The following is a 25,943-nucleotide window of genomic DNA, read 5'->3' as shown; positions in this document are numbered from 1 at the left end:
GAAGTCGCTCCTACGGGAGATTGCGCGGGAGATTGCGTGGATTGCGGGTCAGCGCCCGATCCTGCGCTCGACCCGGCGGAACATCGCCAGCACCAGCACGCACAGCAGCGACACGCCGATGGCGATGGCATAGGCGCCGATGCCGCAGGCGATGCCGATGGCGGCGGCCATGATCAGCGAGCTGGCGGTGGTCAGGCCGGTGACCTGGTCGCCGCGCGCGCCATGCAGGATGGTGCCGGCGGCGACGAAGCCGACGCAGGCCACTACTGCTTCGATCAGGCGGATCGGGTCGACCTGCAGCAGGCTGCGGTAGCGCTCGGCGGTGAAGTGCTCGGCCACCGCATCGCCCAGGCCCACGATCAGTGCCGCGGCACCGGCGATCAGCATGTGCGTGCGCAGTCCCGCCGCATGCTTGCCGAGCTCGCGCTCCACCCCCAGCACGCCTCCCAGCACCATTGCCGCCAGCACGCGCAGCAGGACGCCCAGATCCTGTTCGGTCACCATCGCTCTCGTCGCTCCCGGCGTCGGTCGTCGTCGCAATGCGCGCATCGCCGTTCTGCCGCGCACCGCGGCGGCAAGCGTCGCAGTGGCCGCGGTGGCGGGAGCGTGAAGAGCATCGCCGCGCGGGCGCCTGCGGCACGCGCGCTCGCCGGCGGCGGACAGCGGCGGGCCGGGCATGGGTTCCACCGCGGCGCGGCGTGCGGGAACGTGCGGCCGCACCCCGGATGCGCGGATTCGCGCTCGGCCGGCCGCTGCGGTTAGCATTCGCGAAGGGGCGTTGACGGTCGTATCCCAGGGGAATGCAGCGATGTTGAAGAAGGCATGGCTTTGCGGCCTGTTGCTGGTGGGCGTGGCCGCGGCGGCGGCATTGCGGGCGCAGGACCTGCCGGCGCCGAAGGAGTTCTATTTCGACGAGGACCGCGCCACCACGCGCGCGGTGGTGGCGGTCAATGCCCAGGGCGACGTGCTGGTCGATCGCCTGGCCGCGATCGTCCAGCGCAACCCGCAGGCCAGCGATGCGCGCGCGCAGCTGGCGCACGTGGCCTTCGCCGGCGACCGCCGCGAACTGGGCGAGCAGCTCTACCAGGCCGCGCTCGGCAACCTGACGGGGAACAGCCCGCTGCGGCGCGCGGTGGCCTGGAACTACGGCTGGGACCTGTATCGCGCCGGCGATGCGGACGCCGCGCTGGCGCAATGGGCGCAACTGCTCGACGGCCGTCCGGCCGCGCCGCAGTGGCTGCCGCCGACGCTGGCGCTGGCGTTGTGGAGCGCCGGGCGCAAGCCCGAGGCGGTGGTCTGGTATGCGGCGGCGGTGCGCACCTGGCCCGACCGCTGGGGCGATGCCGGCAATCTCCCGCGGTTGCTGCCGGACTGGAGCGACGCCGAGCGGGCGACGCTGGCCGAGGTGCTGGCGGCCTACGCCGCCGATCCCCCGGCCTGGCCGTAGGTCCCGCTGCCGGGCGTCCCGGCCTGCCAGGCATCGCCCCGGCGCCGGCCGGTATGATGGCGGCCTGGACCGGCCCGGGCTTTCCGCTGGCGGGCCAGGGCCCGCCCCATGCCGCGGCGGCTTGGACTTTCCGCCAATAGGGCCGCGGCGGCGGCCATGCGATCCTCAGCGGCCCCACCGCACGACACGATCCATCGATGGCCTTCGAAGCCTTTGCGCTGATCCTCGCCATGCTGGCGCTGGGCATGCTGTTCGCGCGCACCCGCACCCTGCCCGAGAACGCCGCCGACACGCTCAACGGCGTCGTGCTGTACATCTGCCTGCCGGCGGCGGTGCTGACCTATGTGCCGCGCCTGCACGTGGACGTGTCGCTGGCCGGCCTGATCGCCACCCCGTGGCTGCTGGGAGCGGCCGCCACCGGCCTGGTCGCGCTGACCACGCGCTGGCTGCGCCTGCGCCGCGACGAGCATGCGGCGCTGCTGATGTGCGTGGTGCTGACCAATTCCAGCTTCATCGGCTTCCCGATGGTGCGCGCGCTGCTCGGCGATGCGGCGCTGCCGTACGCGGTGGTCTACGATCAGTTCGGTACCTTCCTGATGCTGTCCACCTACGGCATCTACATCCTGGCGCGCTACAGCGGCGACAGTGCGCCGTCGGCGGCGCAGATCGCCGTGCGCATCGCCCGCTTCCCGCCGCTGTGGGCGCTGGTCTTCGCCGCCACGCTGATGCCGGCGCAGCCGCCGCAGTGGATCGGCGCCGGGCTCAGGAGCCTGTCAGACGCGATGCTGCCGCTGGTGATGCTCTCGGTCGGACTGTCGCTGCAGCTGCGCATCCCGCTGGCCGAGCTGCGGCCGCTGGGGGCCGGCCTGGTGCTGAAGCTGCTGGTGCTGCCGGCGCTGGCGCTGGGACTGTCGCTGGTGTTCGGCCTGCGCGGCGACGTGCTGAAGGTCAACGTGCTCGAATCGGCCATGCCCACCATGATCACCGCCGCCGCGCTGGCCATCGCCCACCGCCTGGCGCCGCGGCTGGCCGCGGCGATGGTCGGCTACAGCATCCTGCTGTCGCTGCTCACGCTGCCGGCGTGGCTGTGGCTGCTGGGCCTGGTGGGCGGGTAGCCGCCGCCCCGGCCGGAGCGGCGGCGATTGGGGGGAGACAAGGAAGACGGGCAGCGGCGGAGCCGCAGCGCGGGTCCCGCGGCTGCCCGCGGGACTCAACCCTGGGAAGGTTGATCGGTCGGCGGGGGATTGCCATCGGTCGGCGGCGGCTGCGTATCCGACGGTGGCGGCGCCTCGCCCGGCGGCGGCTGGGTATCGGCCGGCGGTGGCGCCTCGGGGGCCGGCTGCTCGGGCTTGTTGCAGCCGGCCAGGGCCAGGGCGGCGATCAGGGGCACTGCCTGCGCTCCGAGGATGTATCTGGATCGGGTCATGGAGACCTCCTGCAAACGTGGGGATTGCGGCACGGCAGACACGAGCCTGCCGGTCGCTCGATGGCGGGGATGCCATTGCGTCCGGCCCGTCCAGGGCCCAGGCCATCGCAGCCGGCAGTGGATGTACAGGGGTTGCGCCCGGCTGCGCCCTGCTCGAGGACGCTGCCATCCTGTCACCGTCCGTGTTAAATCGACATTCCAGGAAAGTAAGCAGGGCATATAGGCCGGGCACGCGGTACGGGGCGGCGTGGCCGGCTTCGCCGTCCCTGCAGCCGGTCGTCCGGCCACGGGCCGGGCGTGCTGCCGGCGCCGCCGCCGAACGAAGAAGCGCAAGGCCGGGGCGCTTTGCGCCGATGCCGGCCGCCGATCGGGACGGTGATCCCCTGCGCAGGTCCTCCTGCCGGGGCCATCGCCGGCCGGCTGCGGCCGGCCTTGACTACCTGGCGACCGGGACGCGGTGTACGCTGCGGCCAGTCAAACCGGAAGCGAGGCGTGCATGAAAACGATCCTGGTGGCCGGCTCCAAGGGCGGCGTCGGCAAGACCACGGTGGCAACCCACCTCGCCGCGCATGCGGCATTGTCGGGCCAGCGCACGGCGCTGGCCGATGCCGATCCGCAGGGGTCTTCGCTGCGCTGGGCCGAGCGGCGGGCCGGGCTGGACAGCGCGGTGCTGCCGCTGGACGTCAGCCGCAAGCGCAAGCTCGGCGACAAGGTCCCGTCCGGGACCGACACCCTGATCATCGACGCCGCCGCCGGCGCGATGGCCGAGGACCTGAAGCACTTCCTCGACCTGGCCGACGCGGTGGTGGTGCCGGTGCTGCCCTCGGCGCTGGACATCGAGGCCATCGTCGGCTTCCTCAACTCGCTGTCGCAGGTGCCGCGGGTGCACCAGCGCAAGCTGCCGGTGGGGCTGGTGATCAACCGCTTCAAGCCGTGGACGCAGACCTCGCAGCAGGCCCTGCAGATGCTCCAGGCCTGGCCGTACCCGGTGGTCACGCAACTGCGCGACACCCAGGCCTACGTGGTGCTGGTCGGGCTGGGGCGCAGCCTGTTCGACTACAACTCCGCGCACGTGCGCGAGCACCAGCAGGACTGGCAGCCGCTGCTGCGGTGGCTGGACCAGGCCTGAGCCGGTGAACGGCCCGCATCCCGCCGCCGCGCGCCGCCGTCCCGGCGTGCCCGTCCCACTTCTCCCGACCGGGAAACCGCCATGCGCGAACTGATCCTGCTCCGCCACGCCCACGCCGAACCGGCCGACACCGGGCAGGCCGACTTCGACCGGCCGCTGTCGCCGCACGGGATGGCCGAGGCCGAGGCGGCCGGCAAGTGGCTGCACGAGCAGCGGCTGGTGCCGGACCGGGCGCTGTGCTCGCCGGCGCGGCGCGCGCGCGAGACGCTGGAGGCGGTGATGGGCGTGACCGGCTACCTGGAGCAGCGGCTGGAACCGCGCATCTACGAGGCCACCGCCGGCGCACTGGCCGCGCTGGTCGACGAGCACCGCGAGGTCGAGCGGCTGCTGGTGGTCGGCCACAACCCGGGCCTGGAGCGGCTGGCGGCGCTGATGCACAGCGGCCGCAGCAGCGAGTACCGCGGCATGCCGACCGCGTCGGTGGCGCTGCTGGCGCTGCCGCTGGATGCCACGATCGAACCGGGCGTGGCCCGCCTGACCGCGTTCTGGTGGCCCTGACGCGATGTTCCCGCGGTGGCGGTGGCTGTGCGGATGGGCGTTGTTGGCATGCAGTGCCGGCGCCTGGGCCCAGCAGGCACTGCCATTCGATCCGGCGCAGTCGCGCTTCGGCTTCGAGATCCGCACCCGTTTCGGCCAGCGCATCGAGGGGCTGTTCCCGCGCTTCGACGGCACCATCGAGGTGCTGCCCGACGGCCGCCACCGGGTGCACCTGCGCATGTACACCGCCCAGGTCGAGATCCCCGGCCGGCCGCGGCACACGCAGTGGATGCGCAGCGAGGATTTCTTCGATGCCGCGCGCTTCCCGCTGGTGGAGTTCCTGTCCGAACCCTACGACCCGGCCACCGTGGTCCGCGGCGGCGACCTAGTCGGCACGCTGACCCTGCGCGGGGTCAGCCGCGTCGAGACGTTGAAGCTGATGCCGGCCGAATGCGACCGCCCCGGGTATGATTGCGACGTGATCAGTCGCGGTACGGTGTTGCGTGGAAGGTACGGGATGGACAAGTGGCAAGTGGCCGTGGGCGATCGGGTGACCTTCATCCTGCGCGCGCGCCTGGCGGACGCGCCTATTCCATGACGCCCTCAGCTACGGCCGGGGCGCTGCGATGGGTCTCCACGTTGCTGCTGGCCGCGCTGACGCTGCTGGCCGGCGGCTGCGCCAGCCTGTCGCCGGCCCAGCGCGACCGCGCCGAGGCCATCGCCGTGGCCGCCCGCGACACCACGGTGGAATGCACCGAGGCAGACCGCTGCGCGCAGCATTCGCCGCTGCGCACCCTGGCCGGGAGGGCGTTCAGCACCTCCACCGCGCAGGTGCCGCGGCACTACGCCACCCTGCTCGACGAGGGCGAGGCGTCGCTGGTGGCGCGGCTGAACCTGATCCACAGCGCCAGCCGCAGCATCGACCTGCAGACCTACATCTTCGACAAGGACGACAGCGCGCGCATGGTGCTCGACGCGCTGCTCGACGCGGCCCGGCGCGGGGTCAGGGTGCGGGTGCTGATCGACCAGCTCTCGGCCATCTCCGACCTGCAGATCCTCGGCGCGCTGGCCGGCGCCCATCAGAACTTCGCCCTGCGCATCTACAACCCCACCTTCGGCAAGGCCAAGCTCAACTACTTCGACTACGCCGGCAGCGTGCTGTGCTGCTTCCGCCGCTTCAACCAGCGCATGCACAACAAGCTGCTGGTGGTGGACGACGCGGTCGGCATCGTCGGCGGGCGCAACTACCAGGACGACTACTACGACTGGGACAGCGAGTACAACTTCCGCGATCGCGACGTGATCATCGCCGGTCCGGTGGTGCGCGACATGGCCGCCAACTTCGACGCCTTCTGGGTCGCGCGCCGCAGCGTGCCGGTGGAGCGGCTCAACGACGTCGGCCGCACGCTGCTGCGCGAGGGCGTGCCGGCGATGCCGCCGGCGGCGTTCCTGCGCCCGGAGCGGGTCGAGCGGGTGGCCGAGGAAGCGGCCGATCCGGAGTTCGTCGAGGACGTCTTCGTGCGCACCGCGCTGCCGGTACGGCACGTGAGCTACGTCGCCGACCTGCCGCAGAAGCACCGCCGCGAGCAGCCGCAGCAGGCCAGTCCCACCGCACCGGAGCTGGACGACCTGATCGCCGGCGCGCGCCAGGAGGTGATGCTGCAGACGCCCTACCTGGTGCTGTCCAAGCCGGCACAGGAGATCTTCCGCCAGCTGCGCCGGCTGCCCGATCCGCCGCGCGTGGTGGTGTCCACCAACAGCCTGGCGGCCACCGACAACCCGATCGTCTACGCGCTGTCCTACAAGTACAAGCGCCGCAACCTGCGCGAGCTGGGCTTCGATATTTTCGAGTACAAGCCGTTCCCGCTGGACGCGCCGGTGGACTACGCCAACCTGCTGCCGCCGCCGCAGGACGACGGCGCCGCCGCGCCGCCGGCACCGCAGCGCAACCGCCTGATCGGCGGCAGCGCGGCCGGCAGCAATGTCCGCGGCAGCGGCAGCAGCACCGGCGCGCGCGACGACCGCAACCGGGTCGACCGGCGCGTGCTGCGCACCGAGACCCGGCCCTCGTTCCTCAGCGCGCGGCCGGCCAACCGCCCGCTGCCGGTCACCCGCCAGGGCGCGCGCATGGGCCTGCATGCCAAGTCGCTGGTGGTGGACGGGCGCTACGGCGTGATCGGCACCCACAACTTCGACCCGCGCAGCGAGAACTACAACACCGAGGGCGCGGTGATCATCGACGATCCGGCCTTCGCCCGCGCACTGGCCGAGAGCATCCGCCGCGACATCGATCCGGACAACTCCTGGACGGTGGCGTCGCGGCAGAAGCCGCCCGTGCTGTCGGGGCTGAACTACAGCGTCGGCAAGGCCTCCGAGGCATTGCCGGTGCTGGACTTCTGGCCGTGGCGCTACGCCACCAACTACCAGTTCCAGCCCGGACCGGACTGCCCGTTCCCGCTGCGCCGCCAGGACCCGCAGTTCCGCAGCTGCTATGTCGCAGTCGGCGACTTCCCCGAGGTCAGCGTCGGCCCGAAGTGGCTGCTGGTGCGGATGCTTACCGCCTTCGGTGCCGGGCTGGTGCCGATTCTCTGAGGGGCGGGGATTCGGGATTGGGGATTCGGGATGACCCGCCGTTCGGCGGTGCAGGGCGGTGATCGGCAAGAGCGAAAGCCTCCGCCCCGCCACTCCATCCGATCACGACAGCGCTACGCTTTTACGAATCCCGAATCCCGAATCCCGAATCCCGGAGAAATCCCATGGTCTTCCAAGAACCCGTCTCGCTGGAGGCGCTCAACGCCCAGGCCGCCGGCAACATGATCGGCCACCTCGGCATCGTCTTCACCGCGGCCGGCGAGGACTGGCTGCGCGGCACCATGCCGGTGGACGCGCGCACCCACCAGCCGTTCGGGCTGCTGCATGGCGGCGCCTCGGTGGCGCTGGCCGAGACCCTGGGCAGCATGGCCGGCAACCTCTGCGTCGATCCGCGCACCCAGGTCTGCGTCGGCCTGGAGATCAACGCCAACCACCTGCGCGCCATGTACGAGGGGCAGGTCACCGGCACCGCGCGGGCGGTGCACGTCGGCCGCAGCACCCAGGTGTGGGACATCGCCATCGACAACGACGCCGGCCAGCGCGTATGCGTGTCGCGGCTGACCCTGGCGGTGGTGACGCGGCGCTGAGGCCGGCGTGCCATTGCCGGACCATTGCTTTCCATGCCGCCGTGCCGCCTTGCTGACACAATAGGCGACCTCTCCCCCGGCGGCTTTGCGGTACCTTGTGCGCATGAGTGATTCCTCCCTCTCCCTGCGCCGCGAAAGCGGCGTTCTGCGCAGCCTGCGCTATCTGTACCGGGTGCCGCTGCTGCTGCTGCACGTCGTGCTGGGCCTGCCGCCGACCCTGCTGTGCGTCATGGTTGCCCCGCTCGCGGCGCTGCCGGTGGGCGACGAGACCCTGGGCTACCGGATGATCCGCTGGTGGCAGGGCACGCTGATGCACATCTTCGGTTTCCGCCTGCAGCGCATCGGCACCCCGCATCCGGGAGCGACCCTGTTCGTGGCCAACCACGTCAGCTGGGCCGATATCTCGATGCTGCACAGCCAGCGCATGATGGGCTTCGTGGCCAAGGCCGAGATCGCCGGCTGGCCGCTGGTGGGATGGCTGGCCGGGCGCGGCGAGACCATCTTCCACCGGCGCGGCAACACCGAGTCCCTGGGCGGCGTGCTGCAGGCGATGGAGCAGCGCCTGCGCGCCGGCCGCTCGGTCGGCGTGTTCCCGGAAGGACGCACCCGCGGCGGCCAGGAGGTGGGGCCGTTCCATGCGCGCATCTTCCAGGCCGCGGTGGAAACCGATACCCCCGTGCAGCCGGTGGCGCTACGCTACGGCGAGCGCGGCGACGCGCAGACACGGGTGGCGTTCGCCCCCGGCGAGAGCTTCTTCGGCAACTTCCTGCGCCTGCTCGGCGATCCGCCGCGACGGGCGGAAGTGCATTTCCTCGAGCCGATCGGAGCGCACGACGTCGAGGGCCGGCGCCGCATCGCCGAGATCTCGCGCGCACGCATCGTCGCGGCGATGAATTCCTGAACGGACTGAAGGAGTGACGGCATGCAGGCGGACGGCGGCGACTACGGCATCGGACACACCGGTGAGAACGCCCAGGCCGACGCCCTGCTGAGCGCCTCCGACTACGCGCCGCCGCGCTGGCTGCGCAACCCGCACCTGCAGTCGGTGCTGGGCTCGGGCCCGATCCGCCGCCGCCGCGGCGAGCTGCTGCTGGCCGCCACCGGCGCCACCACCACCGCGCACATCCTCGACGGCGGCGACGGCGTGCGCCTGCAGGGCTGGCTGAGCGTGCCGGCCGGCCGCCAGGAACCGCGCGGCACGGTGCTGCTGCTGCACGGCTGGGAGGGCAGCAGCCAGTCCAACTACATGCTGATGACCGCCGCGCGCATGCTGCGGCAGGGCTACCAGGTGTTCCGGCTCAATTTCCGCGACCACGGCGGCACCTACCACCTCAACGTCGACCTGTTCCATTCCGACCGCATCGAGGAAGTGGTCAATGCCGCGCAGGACCTGTGGCGGCGCTTCCCGTCGCCGCGGCTGCTGGCGGCCGGCTACTCGCTGGGCGGCAACTTCGCGCTGCGGCTGGCGTTGCGCGCGCCGGCGGCGGGGCTGCCGCTGGAGCGGGTGGCGGCGGTGTGCCCGCTGGTAGATCCGGCCTCGACCATGGAGTACATGGAGCACGAGACCCACTTCTACAACTGGTACTTCCGCCGCAAGTGGCGCGACTCGCTGATCCGCAAGCGCGCGCTGTTCCCCGATCACTTCGCCTACGACGACGCCGTGCTGGCGCTGGACATGCGCGGGCTGATGGCCTGGCTGGCCGAGCAGCACGCCGGCTACGACAGCCTGCAGGCGTACTTCGACAGCTACACCATCGGCGGCGCGCGGCTGGCGCAGATGCAGGTGCCGGCCGACATCCTGATGGCCGAGGACGACCCGGTGATCCCGTTCACCGACTTCCGCGCCTGGCAGCTGCCGGCCCACGCGCACCTGCAGGTGGCGCACTGGGGCGGGCATTGCGGCTTCCTGGAGAATGCCCGCGGCGACGGCTTCGCCGAGCGCTGGGTGGCGCAGCGGCTGGCGCTGGCGGCGGGGCAGCCCGCGGGATAGACGCCGACCGGGGCGCAGGCGGGCCGCGCACCCGCCGTCGGCACCGTTCGCGGATCGAGGCTGCGCGCTGGACCTGCTTGCCGTCATCCCCGCGTACGCGCATTGCTGTCCGGGGAAAGAGCAGGATCGGGCAGTTGCCAGCCGAAGTGGTGCGGCTCACGTCCGGAAGAGTGAACGCGTCGTTCCCGCGCAGGCGGGGACCCATGGTGCCTGTGCCTTGAAAGGTGGAGTTACCGGGAGATTGCGTAGCTGACCGATTTCACCGCGCAAGTCGCCGGGTCCCCGCCTGCGCGGGGACGACCAGCACGCGGATGGCGGCCCACGGTCCGAGTCCCGCTGTTGCCGGCAAGCTCGCAAGGTTTCTGCCGCAGGCCTTCGCCGGCCAGGCAGGAAAGCTTCCCCGGACAGTAGTGCGCGAACGCGGGAAGCGCTCTTCAACAGCCCAAGCGCTACATCACAGCCGAAATGCCTCACCGCAGCCGAACGGCTCTGGCCATGGCTGGTCATCCAGGCAAACTTGGGTCGATCGCGGCAGCGCCCTGGGCTCCAGTTCGCAGGCAGCGACGATCGGAATCGTCCCGGGCGGCGGGGATAGGCCAGGCGTCGCCCGCCACGACATGCCAGCACGGCCTGGCAGGCAGCGTAGACAGGCCGACAGCCGCGCCCGGAGGCGATGACCCGGTCCCGTTCCCGGGCGAGCTTCGCTTGCCCGGTCCTGCGGCGGTCCCGCCCTGCGGTTCTCCCCGGGTGCGCTTCGGCACGCCGGGGCACGCCCTACAATAGCCGTTTGCCCCGAGCATCCGGATCCATGCACGAACAGATCGCCGCCGCCCTGCGCCGCAACGCCGCCGACGAAGCCGTCGCGCTCGCCCGCCGCTGGACCACCGAGGAGCCGGCCTCGGCGCAGGCCTGGTACTGGCTGTCGCTGTCGCTGCAGCAGGCCGGCGAACCGGACCCGGCGCTGGACGCCAACGGCCGCGCGCTCCGGCTGGCGCCGGAAGACGCCGGCCTGCACCTGCAGCAGGCTGGCCTGCTGCTGGCGCGGCGCGACGTGGCGGCGGCCGATTCGGCGCTGGCGCGCACCACCGAGCTGGACCCGAACCGGTTCACCGCCTACCTGATGCAGGCGCACCTGGCGGCCGCCCGCGGCGAGCTGGACGAGGCCGAGCGGCTGAGCCGCACCGCGGCGCGGCTGGCGCCCGAACATCCGGAACTGATGGCGGTCGACGGCATCGTCGCCCTGCGCCGCGGCGATGCCGAGCGCGCGCTGGCGCTGCTGTCGCAAGCCAGCAAGCAGCTGCCGGACGACCCGCGCGTGCTGTACGCGCTCGGCTTCGCCTACATGGAGAAGGGCCATCCGGCGTTCGCCGAGCGCGCCTTCACCCGGGTGGTCGAGCTTTCGCCCGCTGCGTCGACGCTGCGCATGCTGATCGCGCAACTGGCGCTGCAGCAGGGCCACGCGGACGACGCGCGCGCCGCGCTCGAGCCGATCCTGCAGGCGCAGGGCATCGGCCCGGCCGCGCAACGGCTGGCTGGCGAGATCGAGCTGGGCGCCGGGCGTCCGGCCGAGGCGGCGGCGCACCTGCGCCAGGCGCTGGCGGCCCTGCCCGGCGACCGCCGCACGCTGCAGGCGCTGCTGACGGCATGGGAACGGCTGGGCACCGAGGACGAGGCGCGCGCCACGCTGGAGGCGGCGCTGGCCACCACCGGCGACTCGCACGAGCTGTGGCTGGCGCGGCTGGCGATCGAGCCGGTCGGCGGTGCCGCCGCGCGCGCGCTGATCGAGCGCTGGCAGGCGGCCATGCCCGCACACCTGCCGGCGCTGGAAGCGCAGATGCGGGTGCACGACATGGCCGGCGAGCGCGACCAGGCCGAGGCGGTGGCGCGGCGCATCGTCGCCATCGAGCCCGGCCGCGTCAGCGGCGAGCAGCGCATCGTCGAGGCTCTGCTGCAACGCGACCCGCCCGCCGCGGTGGCGTACGTGCAGGAGCTGGTCGCCAAGCTGCCCGAGCAGGCGCGCGGCGCGCTGCTGCCCTGGCTGGGCTCGGTGCAGGACCGCGCCGGGCAGGCCGATGCGGCCGTGGCCTCCTGGTGCGAGTTCAACCGCCAGCAGGCGCCGCGGCGGCTGCCGCTGCCGCCGGTCGGCGCCCCGCCCGAAGCCTGGCCGGCGCTGGCGCAGGTCGATGCGGGCAGCGACGCGCGCCCGCTGCTGGTGTGGGGCGCGCCCGGTTCCGCGGTCGAGCAGCTGGTGGCGGCGATGGCGGCCGCCAGCCGCGTGGTGCGCGGCGACCGCTTCGGCGCGCAGCCGCCGGACGATGCCTTCCAGCGCTATGCCACGGTGGCCGACCTGGCCTCGGGCGCGCTGGCGCCGCAGGCGCTGGTGGACGAGTGGCGGGCGCGACTGCCGGCACGCGGCATCGGCGACGGCAACGTCATCGACTGGCTGCTGTGGTGGGACAACGCGCTGCTGCTGGCGCTGCGCCAGGCCCTGCCCGAGGGCCGTCTGGTGCTGGCGCTGCGCGATCCGCGCGACATGCTGCTGGACTGGCTGGCGCACGGCGCCCCGGCGCCGCTGGCGCTGGAATCCCCGCTCAAGGCGGCCGGCTGGCTGGCGATCGTGCTGAACCAGCTCGCCACCCTGCACGAGCAGGACCTGTACCCGCACCACCTGCTGCGGCTGGACGGCATCGAGGCCGATCCGCAGGCGCTGGCCGGCGCGCTGCAGCAGGCCTTCGGCGTGCCGTTCCCGCCGGCGGCGTCGCTGGCGCCGGCGCGGCTGCCGGCCGGGCACTGGCGCCGCTACCGCGACGTCCTGGCCGAGCCCTTCGCCCTGCTGGCGCCGGTGTCGCGCCGTCTTGGCTATCCTGAAACCTGATCACGCAGGAGGAACTCCGATGCACCTGTACAGCGACAGCTTCCAGCCCGGCCAGCCGATCCCGGCCGAATTCGCCATGGGCACGCCGGATGGGTTCGGCGGCAACCGCAATCCGCAGCTGGCGTGGGATGACGTGCCCGACGGTACCCGCTCGTTCGCGCTGCTGTGCATCGACCCGGACGCGCCGACCGTGCCGGAGACCGTGGGCCGCAAGGACCTGCAGATCCCGCTCGAGCAGCCGCGCGGCGACTTCGTGCACTGGGCGGTGGCCGACATTCCCGCCAGCGTGCGCGCCATCGCCGCCGGCAGCTGCAGCGACGGCATCAGCGCCCGCGGCAAGCACGACCCCGCCGGCCCGGCCGGCGCGCGGCAGGGCCTGAACGACTACACCGGCTGGTTCGCCGGCGACGCCGACATGGGCGGCGACTACTTCGGCTACGACGGCCCGTACCCGCCGTTCAACGACCTGCGCGTGCACCGCTACTTCTTCCGCCTGTTCGCGCTGGACGTGGACAGGCTCGACCTGCCGGCACGCTTCACCGCCGCCGACGTGCTGCGCGCCAGCCAGGGCCACGTGCTGGCCGAGGCCGCGCTGCACGGCACCTACACGCTGAACCCGGACCTGGCCGGCGCCTGATAGCGCCAGCCCGCGGGCACGGGGCCAGCCGTCCCCGCCGTAGGGACGTTGCGGCGGCTGCAGTGGGGACTGCGCCCCGGGCGGCGACGCTGCCCTCTATCTGGCGGTGTTCTCCGCCTCCACCACCATGTCCAGCACGTAGGCCTGCGCGGCGCCGTCGGCCGGCGGGTCCTTGACCGCGTAGCGCTTGACCCGCAGCACGTTGCGCACGCCGGGCTCGTGCCGGTAGCCCTCGATCGTCTCGTGGAAGTTCTGCCAGGGGCCGGGCTCGCCGGATCTCAGGCCGTGCTCGTCGTAGTGCACCTCGCGCACGCTCAGGCACGGCTTGCCGCTGACCAACGGCTGCTGGCAGGGCGGGCTCTGCGCGGCCACCTCCAGGAACACGGTCTGGCCTTCGCCGCCATAGCGGGTGGCGGCGGTGGCGACGCCGTGGAAGGCCAGGACCGTGCCGTCGGCGGCGGTCAGGGTGAGGGTCGGCGCGTCGCCGGCGGTTTCCGTGGCCAGTTCGAGCGGTGCCTGCAGCCGCTGCGCCACCGCCTGGTCCAGCGCCATCAGCGGCGGCTCGCAGGCCATCTCGGTGGAGACCAGGCGCTCCACCCGCAGGCGGCTGCCGTCGAGCGCGTAGCCGCCGGACATGCGGTTGCAGGTGTTGCTGACCGCCACGCGGCCGTCGCCGAAGTCGAGCTGCAGCGGCCGCTGCGGATCGACGAACAGCGCCTGTACGCGCTGGCCGCCGGCATCGGTGGCCTGGTCGAGCTGCCAGTGATACCGGCCGAGCAGCTGCGGGTCGGGCGCCGCGGCCTTGGCTGTGGTCGGCTGCGGGGCCTGCGCATCCGGCAGTTCGCCGGCGGGCGTGGCCGGTTCGCGGCCGCAGGCCGCCAGTGCCAGCGCGAGCGGCAGCAGGACGAGGAGCTTGTTCATGGCGGGTTCCCTTCGATGTGGTTCCGGCAACACTGATACCGCATCGCGTCTGTAGTGCGGGTGAGCGCGCAGTCGCATGCCGGCCGGTTCGGTGCAGCCTGGGCGAGGCCGAAGGCCGCGCCGGGGATGCGGCCACTTGTGCCGGCCCGTGTCGCGGGCGCGCTGCGTTCCCGGGCTACGGCTGCGTTGGGAACGGCCCGGGCGATGCCAGTGTCGCGACAGCGCCCGAGTGCCGGCCTTGCACTTGGCCTCGACCCGCATCGCCGCGTTGTAGACCTGGCCAAGACGGCCAGTCTTGGCCGCGGCCTGCGCCTTGCGCTGCGAGCCGAGGCCCGCGCGCACCACCGGCATCTGAACCTTGTCGCGAGACTAGTGCGCGGCGGCCGGCAGCCACAGCAGCAGCGCCGCGCCCAGCACGATGCGGTACACCGCGAACACGGTGAAGCGGTGCGCCTTGATGTAGGACAGCAGCCACTTCACCACCACCACGCCGGTGACCACCGCCGCGGCAAAGGCAACCGCCACGTCCAGCCAGTTCTCGTGGGCCACGCTGCCGTGGCGGATCAGCTCCAGGAAGGCATAGCCGCTGGCGGCGAACATGGTGGGGATGCCCACCAGGAACACGAACTCGGCCGCCGCCGAGCGCCGGCTCAGGCCGAACAGCATGGCGATGAAGATCGCCGCGGCCGAGCGCGAGGTGCCCGGGAACACGCCGGCCACAACCTGCGCCAGGCCGACCAGCACCGCCACCTTCCAGGTCACCGTGTCGCGTTCGGGCAGGCGAGAGGCGAAGTGCTCGGCTACCAGCATCCAGACGCCGCCCACCACCAGCGCCCAGGCGACCGGCACCACCGTTTCCGGCAGCTCCCAGCCGGCCATGCGCACCGGCAGGCCCACCAGCGCGGTGACCAGGAAGGCGACCGCCAGCTTGGCCAGGTAGTCGCGGTTGGCCGGCTCGCGCCAGCCGGTGGCCAGCGTCAGCAGCCGCTGCCGGTACACCAGGGTGATGGCGAGGATGGCGCCGGCCTGGATGACGATGTTGAAGAAGTCCGAGCGCCGCCCCAGCCATGCCTCGGCGATCAGCAGGTGCCCGGTGCTGGAAACCGGCAGGAACTCGGTGAGTCCTTCGAGGATGCCCAGCAGCAGGGCGGAAAGCAGGTCCGACATCGACAGGGGATCCGTGGCGAAAGCGGGCAAGGATAGTCCATGGCCGCCGGTCGCGGCTGCAACGGAGGGTGTACGGAGCGCATTTGCACATAATTGGTGCAATATGAGTGGATAGTCCTATATTGGTGCGATATGGTGCCGCGACATGAACCCGCGGCATATATGAATCAAGGACTTGTGAAGAAGCGGGACTTGGCACGGCGATTGCTGCATTCGACCGAGCCCCATACATCCATCTATCCGAGGTTGCATCGAATGTCTGCGGAAAACGTTGAGAAGCTGGTCAAGGACAACAACATCGAGTTCGTCGATCTGCGCTTTGTCGACATGCGCGGCGTGCAGCAGCACGTGACGTTCCCGGCCAGCATCGTCGAGCCGGCGCTGTTCGAGGAAGGCAAGATGTTCGACGGCAGCTCGATCGCCGGCTGGAAGGGCATCAACGAGTCGGACATGGTGCTGATGCCCGACGCCGACACCGCCTTCGTCGACCCGTTCATGGCAGATCCGACTCTGGTGATCTACTGCGACATCCTCGATCCGGCGACGATGCAGGCCTACGGCCGCGATCCGCGCAGCATCGCCAAGCGTGCCGAGGCCTACCTCAAGTCCTCCGGCGTCGCCGACCAGGCGTTCTTCGGCCCGGAGCCGGAGTTCTTCATCTTCGACGGCGTGCGCTTCGGCAACGAGATGGGCCACACCTTCTTCAAGATCGACTCCGAGGAAGGCGCCTGGAACACCGGTGCCAAGATCGAGGGCGGCAACAGCGGCTACCGCCCGGCGGTGAAGGGCGGCTACTTCCCGGTGCCGCCGACCGATTCGCTGCACGACCTGCGCGCGGAGATGTGCAAGGTGCTGACCGAGGTCGGCATCGAGGTCGAGGTGCACCACCACGAGGTGGCCACCGCCGGCCAGTGCGAGATCGGCACCAAGTTCAACTCGCTGGTGAAGAAGGCCGACGAGCTGATCACCACCAAGTACGTGATCAAGAACGTCGCCTACCGCAACGGCAAGACCGCGACCTTCATGCCCAAGCCCATCGTCGGCGACAACGGCTCGGGCATGCACGTGCACCAGTCGCTGTCCAAGGACGGCAGCAACCTGTTCTCGGGCGACGGCTACGGCGGCCTGAGCCAGCTGGCGCTGTGGTACATCGGCGGCATCTTCAAGCATGCCAAGGCCATCAACGCCTTCGCCAACTCCGGCACCAACAGCTACAAGCGCCTGGTGCCGGGCTTCGAGGCGCCGGTGATGCTGGCCTACTCGGCCCGCAACCGCTCGGCCTCGTGCCGCATCCCGTGGGTGTCCAGCCCGAAGGCGCGCCGCATCGAGATCCGCTTCCCCGATCCGCTGCAGTCCGGCTACCTGACCTTCGCCGCGCTGATGATGGCCGGCCTGGACGGCATCAAGAACCAGATCGACCCGGGCGCGCCGTCGGACAAGGACCTGTACGACCTGCCGCCGGAAGAGGAGAAGCTGATCCCGCAGGTGTGCTCGAGCCTGGACCAGGCGCTGGAGGCGCTGGACGCCGACCGCGAGTTCCTCAAGGCCGGCGGGGTGTTCTCCGACGACTTCATCGACGGCTACATCGCGCTGAAGATGCAGGAAGTGACCAAGTTCCGCGCCGCCACCCATCCGCTGGAGTACCAGCTGTACTACGGCAACTGAGCAATCGCGGCGATGGCGAAGGCTTCCCCTCCCGCCTTTGCCATCGCCGCACCCTGTGCCGGTACCGATACCGGCATCGAACGCCTGCCGGCATCCGGCGGGCGAGGGGATTGCCGCGGAAGGCGGGGCGTGGGCCGCGTCCAGTGCCCGCCGGCGTTGCCGGCGTCGGGCCGCCGACCGTGAAACCGGGCGAAGGAGAGAGCGTCCGGGAAGCTTGAAATCGCCGGCCGGCGCAAGCCGGCCGGCTCCTTCCACCATCGGGGTATGCGCATGAAACTGATCACCGCCATCATCCGGCCGTTCAAGCTCGACGAGGTCCGCGAGGCCCTGTCGCAGGCGGGCGTGTCCGGCATCACCGTCACCGAGGTCAAGGGCTTCGGCCGGCAGAAAGGGCATACCGAGCTGTATCGCGGTGCCGAGTACGTCGTCGACTTCCTGCCCAAGATCAAGGTCGAGACGGTGGTCACCGACGATCGCCTGGAGGCGGTCGTGGAAGCCATCCAGACCGCGGCCGGCACCGGCAAGATCGGCGACGGCAAGATCTTCGTGACCGCCATTGAGCAGGTCATCCGCATCCGCACCGGCGAAATCGGCGCCGACGCGCTCTGAACCCCCACAGGAGCCCGTAGATGAAGACTGCAGCGTTCGCCGGGTGGAAGACCCGGCTCCATGTCGTATGCATGTTGATGCTGGTAGCCGCGCTGGCGGCCTTCGCCTACGCGCCGGCCGCGCTGGCGCAGGCCGAGGTGGCGCCGCTGCCCAACGAGACGGTGGTCACCGAGCAGCTGGACGTGGTGGCCGCGCCGCAGCCCGACGCGCCCGCGGAGGAGGCCGCCCCGGCCTTCGACCACGGCGACGTGGCGTGGATGCTGACCTCCACGCTGCTGGTGCTGCTGATGACGGTGCCGGGCGTTGCGCTGTTCTACGGCGGCCTGGTGCGCGCCAAGAACGTGCTGTCGGTGCTCAGCCAGGTGCTGGTGGTGTTCTCGCTGGTGGTGGTGCTGTGGGTGTTCTACGGCTACAGCGCGGTGTTCAGCGCCGGCAACGCGTTCTTCGGCTCGTTCGGCGACAAGGCGTTCCTCAAGGGCATCACCGCCGACACCATCGACGGCGGCCTGCCGGAGCTGCTGTTCGTCGCCTTCCAGTCCACCTTCGCCGGCATCACCACCGCGCTGATCGTCGGCGGCTTCGCCGAGCGCATCAAGTTCAAGGCGGTGATCCTGTTCTCGGCGCTGTGGTTCACCTTCAGCTACGTGCCGATGGCGCACATCGTCTGGGGCGAGGGCGGCTTCCTCAAGGACCGCGGCGCGCTGGACTTCGCCGGCGGCACCGTGGTGCACATCAACGCCGGCGTCGCCGCGCTGGTGGGCTCGTACTTCGTCGGCAAGCGCATCGGCTTCGGCCAGGGTGCGCTCAAGCCGCACAGCGTGCCGTTCACCTACATCGGCGCGATGCTGCTGTGGGTGGGCTGGTTCGGCTTCAACGCAGGTTCCGCCGCCGCCGCCGACACCGTGGCCGCGCTGGCCTTCATCAACACCATCCTGGCCACCGCCGCGGCGGTGCTCGGCTGGACCGTGGTCGAGGCCCTCACCAAGGGCAAGCCCTCGGCGCTGGGCGCGGCCTCCGGCGCGGTCGCCGGCCTGGTCGGCATCACCCCGGCCTGCGGCACCGTAGGGCCGATGGGCGCGCTGGTCATCGGCCTGGCCGCCGGCGTGATCTGCGTATGGGGCGTGACCGGGCTCAAGCGGCTGCTGAAGGTGGACGACACCGCCGACGTGTTCGGCGTGCACGGCATCGGCGGCATCGTCGGCGCGATCCTGACCGGCGTGTTCTCCGCGCCGGCGCTGGGCGGCACCGGCTTCGCCGACGGCGTCGAGTCGATGGGCGCGCAGGTGTGGATCCAGGTCGAGAGCGTGCTGTTCACCGTGGTCTGGTGCGCGGTGGTCACCGCGCTGGCGCTGCTGGTGACCCGCGTGGTGCTCGGCCTACGCGTGAGCGAGGAGGCCGAGCGCGAAGGCCTGGACATCACCTCGCATGGCGAATCGGCCTACGAGTCGTGAGATCGGGCCGGCCCGCGGAGAACGCCGCGGGCCGGCCTGGCGATACCGCGCCGCCGCCCGCGGCCGGCTGTCGCTGCTGGACATCGCCCGCGTGCCCGCCATCGCGGCCGCGGCGACCGCTTCGATCCGGATGCTCGCCGATCGCATCGTGCGAGCCTTGCACTAAATTGGTGCAATGGTCATGACCGATTCCCCGCCGCCGCTCGATGCCCTCGGTACCCCGCTGGTCTGGGCCGATGCGCAGGGGCGGGTGCTCGGCTGCAACCCTGCCTTCGCGCGCTGGCTGGGGCTGAGCGCGCGGCGGCTGCTCGGGCAGCCGCTGGCGGCGCTGGAGATCCGCGGCGACGCGCTGGCGCGCTTCCTCGACAACCGCGAGCGCGACGTGCTGCGGTTGCACCGCATGGCGCTGGGGCCGCCAGGCGAGGCGCCGCGCTTCGCCGACGGCTGGCTGAGCCGGCTCGACGATGGCGGCTGGCTGCTGGAAGCCCATCCGGTGGACGATTTCCCGGCGCTCGACCCGGCGCAGGCGCTGCCCAATGCGCTCAGCGCCGCGCTCAAGGGCCTGGCGCACGAGCTGCGCAACCCGTTGGCCGGGCTCAAGGGGGCGGCGCAGCTGCTCGCCCGCCGCGCCGGCCAGCGCGACCAGGACGAGCGCGAGCTGATCGAGCTGATCGGCGCCGAGATCGAACGCCTGAACGTGCTGCTGGAGCAACTGCTCTCGCCCTCGCCGATGCACCCGCACGTGCTGCTCAACATCCACGCCGTGCTCGAGCGGGTGCTGCGCCTGGCCGAGACCGAAGGCCGCGGCGCGGTGAAGATGCAGCGCGACTACGACCCCAGCATCCCCGAGTTTCCCGGCGATGCCGACCGCCTCACCCAGGCGCTGTGGAACCTGGTGCGCAACGCCATCCAGGCCGGCGCCGGCAAGGTGACGCTGCGCACGCGGGTGGAGCACGGCCAGCGCATCCGCGACCGCGTGCACGCGATGGCGCTGCGGCTGGAGATCATCGACGACGGCGCCGGCGTGCCCGAGGAACTGGCCGAGCACCTGTTCCTGCCGCTGGTGTCCGGCCGCGCCGAGGGCAGCGGCCTGGGCCTGGCGCTGGCACAGCAGGTCGCGCGCGAGCACTACGGCTCGCTGACCTTCCGCTCGCGTCCGGGGCATACCGTTTTCACCTTGTTGCTGCCGCAGGCCACCGATGCCGGCGAAGGCAGCGGGCACAGGAAAGGAGCTGCATGATGATGGCCGAGACCGGCGAAACCTCCCAACGCATCTGGGTGGTCGACGACGACCGCTCCGTGCGCTTCGTGCTGTCCACCGCCCTGCGCGAGGCCGGCTACGCGGTCGACGGCTTCGACAGCGCCGCCTCGGCGCTGCAGGCGCTGGCGGTGCGGACGTTGCCGGACCTGCTGTTCACCGACGTGCGCATGCCCGGCGACGACGGCCTGGTGCTGCTGGACCGGCTCAAGGCCGCGCATCCGCAGCTGCCGGTGATCGTGATGTCGGCCTATACCGACGTGGCCAGTACCGCCGGTGCGTTCCGCGGCGGTGCCCACGAGTTCCTGTCCAAGCCGTTCGACCTGGACGACGCGGTGGCGCTGGCGGCGCGCGCGCTGCCCGAGACCGGGGTGCCGGCGCCGGCACCCGCGGCGGCGGCCGCGGAAGGGCGCACCGAGCTGATCGGCGACACCCCGGCCATGCGCGCGCTGTTCCGTGTCATCGGCCGGCTGGCGCAGGCGCCGCTGTCGGTGCTGATCAACGGCGAGACCGGCACCGGCAAGGAGCTGGTGGCGCGCGCGCTGCACAACGAGTCGCCGCGCGCACGCAACCCCTTCGTCGCGCTCAACACCGCGGCGATCCCGTCCGAGCTGCTGGAGAGCGAGCTGTTCGGCCACGAGGCCGGTGCCTTCACCGGCGCGGCCAAGCGCCACATCGGCCGCTTCGAGCAGGCCGACGGCGGCACCCTGTTCCTGGACGAGATCGGCGACATGCCGCTGCCGCTGCAGACCCGGCTGCTGCGGGTGCTGGCCGAGAACGAGTTCTTCCGCGTCGGCGGCCGCGAGCTGATCCGCGTCGACGTGCGCGTCATCGCCGCCACCCACCAGGACCTGGAGGCGCTGGTCGAGCAGGGCCGCTTCCGCGCCGACCTGCTGCACCGCCTGGACGTGGTGCGGCTGCAGCTGCCGCCGCTGCGCGAGCGCCGTGCCGACGTGCCGCGGCTGGCCGAGAACTTCCTGGCGGTGGCCGCGCGCAAGCTCGACATGCCGCCCAAGCGGCTGTCGCCGGCGGCGATGGAGGCGCTGCGCCGGCACGACTGGCCGGGCAACGTGCGCGAACTGGAGAACGTGTGCTGGCGGCTGGCGGCGCTGGCGCCGGCCGAGATCATCGACGCCGACGACATCGAGGTGGCGCTGGCCCGCGGCGGCCAGCGCCAGCGCCGTCGCGACGAGGGCGAATGGGACACGCAGCTGGCGGCCTGGGCGCAGCAGCGCCTGGGCGAAGGCGCCGAGGGCCTGCACGCCGAGGCGCGCGAACGCTTCGACAAGACCCTGCTTGAGGTGGCGCTGCAGTTCACCCAGGGCCGCCGCGCCGAGGCCGCCGCGCGGCTGGGAGTGGGCCGCAACACCGTCACCCGCAAGCTGGGCCCGGGCCGCCGCCGGCGCTGAGCGCCGCCCCGCAGCAGTGCCGGGCGTATCCATGTATCTATCTGTAGGAGCGACTTCAGTCGCGATCGTGGCTTTACCGGTAAGGCCCCATCGCGACTGAAGTCGCTCCTACAGCCGGTTCCCCCAGCCATTCCCACAGCCGCCCCTGCGGAAGATCGTGGGCAGGCAGGCTCCAAGGCCCTCTGGCAACGACCTGCTTGCGCTGCCGCGGCGCAGCGGCGATCTTTCATGGTCCCTGAACACGTGCCCCGCTAGGTTCCCCGCATGTCCCTCGTCCGCCATTCACCGTTGCTCCGGCTGTCCTGTGCTGGCTGTGTGCTCGCCCTGCTGGCCGCCTGCAGCTCGGCACCCGCGCCGGTCGCGCCGACTCCGCCGCCGCCGGCACCGGTGGTGCCGCCGGTGCAGCGTGCCGAGGCCGCGCTGGCGCCGGCCTCGGCCAGCCTGATCAGCGGCCGCATGGTGCTGCTGCCGGTGGCCGACGGGGTACGCATCACCGGTACCGTCGGCGGCCTGCCGCCGCTGCGCCAGTTCGGCTTCCACGTGCACGAGCGCGGCGATTGCAGCGCCGTGGACGCGAGCAGCGCCGGCGCCCACTTCAACCCCGGCGCCACGGCGCACGGGCGCAACGGTGCCGGCCCGCACCACGCCGGCGACATGGACAACCTGCAGAGCAACGCGGACGGCGTGGCGCAGGTCGACCTGCGCCTGCCCGGCGTGGCGCTCGGCGGCGGCGGGCCGGGCGACATCGTCGGCCGCGCGCTGGTGGTGCATGCCGACCCGGACGACTATCGCAGCCAGCCGGCCGGCAATTCCGGTGCGCGCGTGGCCTGTGGCGTGATCCGGCCGTTGGCCGGGAACTGATCCGTTCACCCTGGTGGCGGCGCGAGCCTGCTCGCCGCCGCCATCGCCCCAACCGAGGAGAAAGCGCATGCGAACCACCCATACCATCCTGTTCCTGGCCAGCACCCTGGTGCTGGCCGCCTGCCAGCGCCAGGAACCGCCGACCGAGACCGAGACCGCGCCGGCCGCGAGCGTGGCCGAACATGCCGAGCACGCGCCCGACACCACCCCGGGCGAGGCCGCCACCGGCCCGGTGCTGGCCAAGGCCACGCTGGCGCCGACCCAGGGCAGCGAGGTCAAGGGCGAGATCGACTTCATCCAGCTGGCCAGCGGACTGCACGCCAGCGGCAAGCTCTCGGGCCTGAAGCCCAACAGCGAGCACGGCTTCCACATCCACGAGAAGGGCGACTGCAGCGCGCCGGACGGCAGCAGTGCCGGCGGCCACTTCAACCCGGCCAAGACCGACCACGGCAACGTCAGCAGCGATCCGCACCATGGCGGCGACATGCCCAACATCGTCGCCGACGCCGAGGGCAATGCCACCGTCGACGGGCCGGTGTCGAGCAACGTCAACGCCGGCAAGGGCGACGACTTCGACATCATCGGCAAGGGCCTGATCGTGCACGCCGATCCGGACGACTACGCCACCCAGCCCACCGGCAACGCCGGCGGCCGCCTGGCCTGCGCGGTGATCAGCGCGCCGTAACCTGCGGTTCCGCTGCCCGGGACCAGCGCTCGGGCACCAGGGCAGGCGGCGACAGGCCGGCCCCGCGCGGTCGACGCGCGGGGCGGCCGGTCTCGTCGGCGCGCGCGGCGTGGCTTCCACCGTCGCGCCGGGCCGCTGGCGCACGCGTGGCGGGCGTTGTCCGCCACGTGCTTCGGTGGGTCATGGGGGCGGGCGCCGGGCCCGCCGCACGGGACCACGGGCCGGGCTCAGGCGGCCAGCGACTGCCTGGCGTCGTGACCGGCCTCGCAATGCACGTACAGCACCGGCAGGCCATGGGCCTCCAGCACCGCGGCCATCTGCCGCTGGCGCATCAGGTACTGCTCGTAGGTGCGTTCCAGCCGCTCGCACTGCTCGCGGTCGTGGCCGTAGTAGGCGCACCAGCCGGCCGGGTCGAACAAGGCCATGCGCACCTCGCCGCCGGCGTAGCGCAGTAGCGGTTCCGGCGCCTGCGCCAGCCACTCCTCGCTGTCCGGCGCCAGCAGTGCCGCCTCGATCAGCGGCCACAGCACGGCCAGGCCCTGGTTGTCGTATTGCATCGCCATCATCGCGGCCAGGTCGTGCACGGTGAGATAGCGCGCATGCTCGATCTGGGCGCCGAACGCCTGCTGCGCCAGCAGCGCGGTGTCCGGCTGCGCCATGCCCTGCGCCAGCAGCACTTCCTCCAGCGCCGCCGAGACCGCGGCGACGATGCCGGGTTCGCCATGCAGCAGGAACGGCAGCACCCGCAGGCTGCCGCCGGCGAGCGCGGCATCGGCCTGGAACGGCAGCGGGATGTCGCCCCTGGCGTCGGCACCGAAGGCCAGCACGCGCGGGCCCTCGTTGCGGCCGGGGGCGCGGGCGCGCAGCTCGGCCAGGCGCCGGTGCAGCGACCAGCCCGGGCGCAGCGCCTCGGCCGGGTCGAAGTGCGCGGCGGCCACGCACAGTTCCAGCTCGCGCGCCTGTGGCACCAGCTGCGCCAGGTCGCGGCCGATCAGCCCGGCCAGCTCGCCGGCCTGTTGCGCGGCCAGCGCGGCATGGGCCGGGACGTGGCCGCCGGAAAGCTCCAGCGCCAGCACGCCCAGGGCGGTTTCCGCGGTATCGACTGCAGTCATCGTCTCAATTGGCCCGTCACGGGCTCGCCGCTACACTTGGCGCCATTATGCCTGCCGTTGCGTGCAGGTCCCGTCCTCACACCCCGACATGCGAGAAGCTCACATGCCCAGCCCCCGTCCCGTCGCCATTCTCGGCGGCGTCCGCATTCCCTTCTGCCGCCAGAACACGGCGTATGCGGACGTGGGCAACCTGGGGATGTCGGTGCGCACGCTGGGCGCGCTGGTCGAGCGCTTCGGCCTGCACGGCCAGGTGCTGGGCGAGGTGGCGATGGGGGCGGTGATCAAGCATTCGGCGGACTGGAACCTGGCGCGCGAGTCGGCGCTGTCCTCGGGGCTGTCGCCGCTGACCCCGGGCATCACCCTGCAGCGTGCCTGCGGCACCAGCCTGGATTCGGTCATCACCGTGGCCAACAAGATCGCGCTGGGGCAGATCGACTCGGGCATCGGCGGCGGCTCGGACACCACTTCGGACGTGCCGATCGTCTACGGCAGGGCGCTGCGCGCGCGGCTGCTGGCCGCCAACCGGGCGAAGAAGCCGGCCGACAAGCTCAAGGCGCTGGTCAAGGGTTTCCGCCTGTCCGAACTCAAGCCCGAGTTCCCCGGGGTGGCCGAGCCGCGCACCGGCAAGAGCATGGGCGAGCACTGCGAGGACATGGCCAAGGAGTGGAACATCTCGCGCGACTCGCAGGACGCTTGGGCGGTGTCCTCGCACAGGAAGCTGGCCGCCGCCTACGACAGCGGCTTCTTCGCCGACCTGATCGCGCCGTTCCGCGGCGTGGAGCGCGACAACATCCTGCGTCCGGACACCTCGCTGGAAAAGCTGGCCACGCTCAGGCCGGCGTTCGACAGGGCCTCCGGCCGCGGCACCCTCACCGCCGCCAACTCGACCCCGCTGACCGATGGCGCCGCCGCGGTGCTGCTGGCCAGCGAGCAGTGGGCGCAGGCGCACGGCCACGAGCCGCTGGCGTATCTGAAGGACGCGCAGGTGTCGGCGGTGGACTTCGTGCACGGCGAGGGCCTGCTGATGGCGCCCACCGTCGCGGTGCCGCAGATGCTGGCGCGCCATGGCCTGAGCCTGCAGGACTTCGACATCTACGAGATCCACGAGGCCTTCGCCGCGCAGGTGCTGTGCACCCTGCGCGCGTGGGAGAGCGAGGACTACTGCACCGGCCGCCTGGGCCTGGACGCGCCGCTGGGCCGGATCGAGCCGGAGAAGATCAACCCGCTGGGCTCGTCGCTGGCCACCGGCCACCCGTTCGCCGCCACCGGCGCGCGCATCGTCGCCACCGTGGCCAAGGAACTCCAGCGTCGCGGCGGCGGCCGCGCGCTGATCTCGATCTGCACCGCCGGCGGCATGGGCGTGGTGGCGATCGTCGAGCGCTGATCCCTTCGCGGGGACGCCGCGGCCTGGGTTGCGGACTTCGCCTACGGCAGGGTTTCCGATAGCCGAGCGTGCGGATTCGCCAGCGTCGGCGGCACACTCCACAAGCCCTGATGCGGGAAGATCAGTCGTCATTGTCAGCGTGGTCGCATCAGGGCAGCATCGGCTGTAACTCCCGTGCAGGTGAGTCCATGGACGTTACCG

At 71.8% G+C, this 25,943-nt stretch carries 24 protein-coding genes; 19 read left to right on the top strand and 5 right to left on the bottom strand.

The window, feature by feature from the left end; genetic code table 11:
• Positions 1-48: 48 nt before the first annotated feature.
• A complete protein-coding gene (locus tag LRX76_RS16050) occupies positions 49-504 on the bottom strand; it encodes an MgtC/SapB family protein (RefSeq protein WP_231806629.1) in 456 nt (151 codons plus the stop codon).
• 304 nt (positions 505-808) lie between these two features.
• Between LRX76_RS16050 and LRX76_RS16045 the strand changes: the two genes are divergently transcribed.
• Entirely contained in the window at positions 809-1,447 is a 639-nt protein-coding gene (locus LRX76_RS16045) for a tetratricopeptide repeat protein (protein WP_231806628.1), read from the top strand.
• A gap of 197 nt (positions 1,448-1,644) precedes the next feature.
• Positions 1,645-2,562, top strand: a complete 918-nt coding sequence (locus tag LRX76_RS16040) for an AEC family transporter (protein ID WP_231806627.1) — start codon at positions 1,645-1,647, stop codon at positions 2,560-2,562.
• A gap of 95 nt (positions 2,563-2,657) precedes the next feature.
• On the opposite strand, the gene LRX76_RS16035 is transcribed toward LRX76_RS16040, so the two are convergent.
• Positions 2,658-2,873, bottom strand: coding sequence for a hypothetical protein (locus LRX76_RS16035; protein ID WP_231806626.1), 216 nt, complete (start codon positions 2,871-2,873; stop codon positions 2,658-2,660).
• A 496-nt stretch (positions 2,874-3,369) separates the two neighbouring features.
• Here LRX76_RS16035 and LRX76_RS16030 point away from each other — a divergent pair, with 496 nt between their 5' ends.
• From LRX76_RS16030 to LRX76_RS15990, 9 genes are all read left to right on the top strand, one after another.
• A complete protein-coding gene (locus LRX76_RS16030; protein ID WP_231806625.1) occupies positions 3,370-4,002 on the top strand; it encodes a ParA family protein in 633 nt (210 codons plus the stop codon).
• Positions 4,003-4,083: 81 nt separating this feature from the next.
• A complete protein-coding gene (locus LRX76_RS16025; RefSeq protein WP_231806624.1) occupies positions 4,084-4,560 on the top strand; it encodes a histidine phosphatase family protein in 477 nt (158 codons plus the stop codon).
• Positions 4,561-4,600: 40 nt separating this feature from the next.
• Positions 4,601-5,137: a YceI family protein gene (locus LRX76_RS16020; RefSeq protein ID WP_231806623.1), complete on the top strand. Its 537-nt coding sequence runs from the start codon at positions 4,601-4,603 to the stop codon at positions 5,135-5,137.
• Positions 5,134-7,131, top strand: coding sequence for a phospholipase D family protein (locus LRX76_RS16015; RefSeq protein ID WP_231806622.1), 1,998 nt, complete (start codon positions 5,134-5,136; stop codon positions 7,129-7,131). The genes LRX76_RS16020 and LRX76_RS16015 overlap by 4 nt, the downstream gene beginning before the upstream one ends.
• 164 nt (positions 7,132-7,295) lie before the next feature.
• On the top strand, positions 7,296-7,718 hold the full coding sequence (locus tag LRX76_RS16010; protein ID WP_231806621.1) for a hotdog fold thioesterase: 423 nt from the start codon (positions 7,296-7,298) through the stop codon (positions 7,716-7,718).
• A 103-nt stretch (positions 7,719-7,821) separates the two neighbouring features.
• Entirely contained in the window at positions 7,822-8,619 is a 798-nt protein-coding gene (locus LRX76_RS16005) for a lysophospholipid acyltransferase family protein (RefSeq protein ID WP_231806620.1), read from the top strand.
• An 87-nt stretch (positions 8,620-8,706) separates the two neighbouring features.
• On the top strand, positions 8,707-9,708 hold the full coding sequence (locus tag LRX76_RS16000) for an alpha/beta fold hydrolase (protein WP_231806654.1): 1,002 nt from the start codon (positions 8,707-8,709) through the stop codon (positions 9,706-9,708).
• A gap of 808 nt (positions 9,709-10,516) precedes the next feature.
• Complete coding sequence (locus LRX76_RS15995; RefSeq protein WP_231806619.1) at positions 10,517-12,583, top strand: tetratricopeptide repeat protein; 2,067 nt, start codon at positions 10,517-10,519, stop codon at positions 12,581-12,583.
• A gap of 19 nt (positions 12,584-12,602) precedes the next feature.
• Positions 12,603-13,220, top strand: a complete 618-nt coding sequence (locus tag LRX76_RS15990; protein ID WP_231806618.1) for a YbhB/YbcL family Raf kinase inhibitor-like protein — start codon at positions 12,603-12,605, stop codon at positions 13,218-13,220.
• Positions 13,221-13,316: 96 nt separating this feature from the next.
• Here LRX76_RS15990 and LRX76_RS15985 read toward each other — a convergent pair whose 3' ends face one another.
• Complete coding sequence (locus tag LRX76_RS15985) at positions 13,317-14,141, bottom strand: META and DUF4377 domain-containing protein (protein WP_231806617.1); 825 nt, start codon at positions 14,139-14,141, stop codon at positions 13,317-13,319.
• A gap of 369 nt (positions 14,142-14,510) precedes the next feature.
• Entirely contained in the window at positions 14,511-15,308 is a 798-nt protein-coding gene (locus LRX76_RS15980) for an undecaprenyl-diphosphate phosphatase (RefSeq protein ID WP_231806616.1), read from the bottom strand.
• Positions 15,309-15,563: 255 nt separating this feature from the next.
• Between LRX76_RS15980 and glnA the strand changes: the two genes are divergently transcribed.
• From glnA to LRX76_RS15945, 7 genes are all read left to right on the top strand, one after another.
• Positions 15,564-16,973 (top strand): type I glutamate--ammonia ligase, encoded by a 1,410-nt coding sequence (glnA, locus tag LRX76_RS15975; protein ID WP_231806615.1) that lies wholly within the window; start codon positions 15,564-15,566, stop codon positions 16,971-16,973.
• Positions 16,974-17,243: 270 nt separating this feature from the next.
• Positions 17,244-17,582 carry a P-II family nitrogen regulator gene (locus LRX76_RS15970; RefSeq protein ID WP_231806614.1) on the top strand — a complete coding sequence of 113 codons (339 nt, stop codon included), beginning with the start codon at positions 17,244-17,246 and terminating at the stop codon, positions 17,580-17,582.
• A 20-nt stretch (positions 17,583-17,602) separates the two neighbouring features.
• On the top strand, positions 17,603-19,033 hold the full coding sequence (gene amt / locus LRX76_RS15965) for an ammonium transporter (RefSeq protein WP_231806613.1): 1,431 nt from the start codon (positions 17,603-17,605) through the stop codon (positions 19,031-19,033).
• A 175-nt stretch (positions 19,034-19,208) separates the two neighbouring features.
• Positions 19,209-20,273: an ATP-binding protein gene (locus tag LRX76_RS15960; RefSeq protein ID WP_231806612.1), complete on the top strand. Its 1,065-nt coding sequence runs from the start codon at positions 19,209-19,211 to the stop codon at positions 20,271-20,273.
• Between the two features lie 2 nt (positions 20,274-20,275).
• Positions 20,276-21,700, top strand: a complete 1,425-nt coding sequence (gene ntrC / locus LRX76_RS15955) for a nitrogen regulation protein NR(I) (RefSeq protein WP_231806653.1) — start codon at positions 20,276-20,278, stop codon at positions 21,698-21,700.
• 264 nt (positions 21,701-21,964) lie between these two features.
• Positions 21,965-22,561 (top strand): superoxide dismutase family protein, encoded by a 597-nt coding sequence (locus LRX76_RS15950; RefSeq protein ID WP_231806611.1) that lies wholly within the window; start codon positions 21,965-21,967, stop codon positions 22,559-22,561.
• 67 nt (positions 22,562-22,628) lie between these two features.
• Complete coding sequence (locus tag LRX76_RS15945; protein WP_231806610.1) at positions 22,629-23,246, top strand: superoxide dismutase family protein; 618 nt, start codon at positions 22,629-22,631, stop codon at positions 23,244-23,246.
• A gap of 227 nt (positions 23,247-23,473) precedes the next feature.
• Here the strand turns inward: LRX76_RS15945 and LRX76_RS15940 are convergent, their stop codons facing one another.
• Positions 23,474-24,358 (bottom strand): hypothetical protein, encoded by an 885-nt coding sequence (locus LRX76_RS15940; protein WP_231806609.1) that lies wholly within the window; start codon positions 24,356-24,358, stop codon positions 23,474-23,476.
• A gap of 103 nt (positions 24,359-24,461) precedes the next feature.
• Between LRX76_RS15940 and LRX76_RS15935 the strand changes: the two genes are divergently transcribed.
• Positions 24,462-25,742 (top strand): acetyl-CoA C-acetyltransferase, encoded by a 1,281-nt coding sequence (locus LRX76_RS15935; protein WP_231806608.1) that lies wholly within the window; start codon positions 24,462-24,464, stop codon positions 25,740-25,742.
• Positions 25,743-25,943 lie beyond the last annotated feature (201 nt).

It is taken from the genome of Stenotrophomonas sp. MMGLT7 (genome assembly GCF_021168555.1).
Lineage (GTDB): Bacteria > Pseudomonadota > Gammaproteobacteria > Xanthomonadales > Xanthomonadaceae > MMGLT7.
This window is presented reverse-complemented; position numbering and strand designations above follow the sequence as displayed.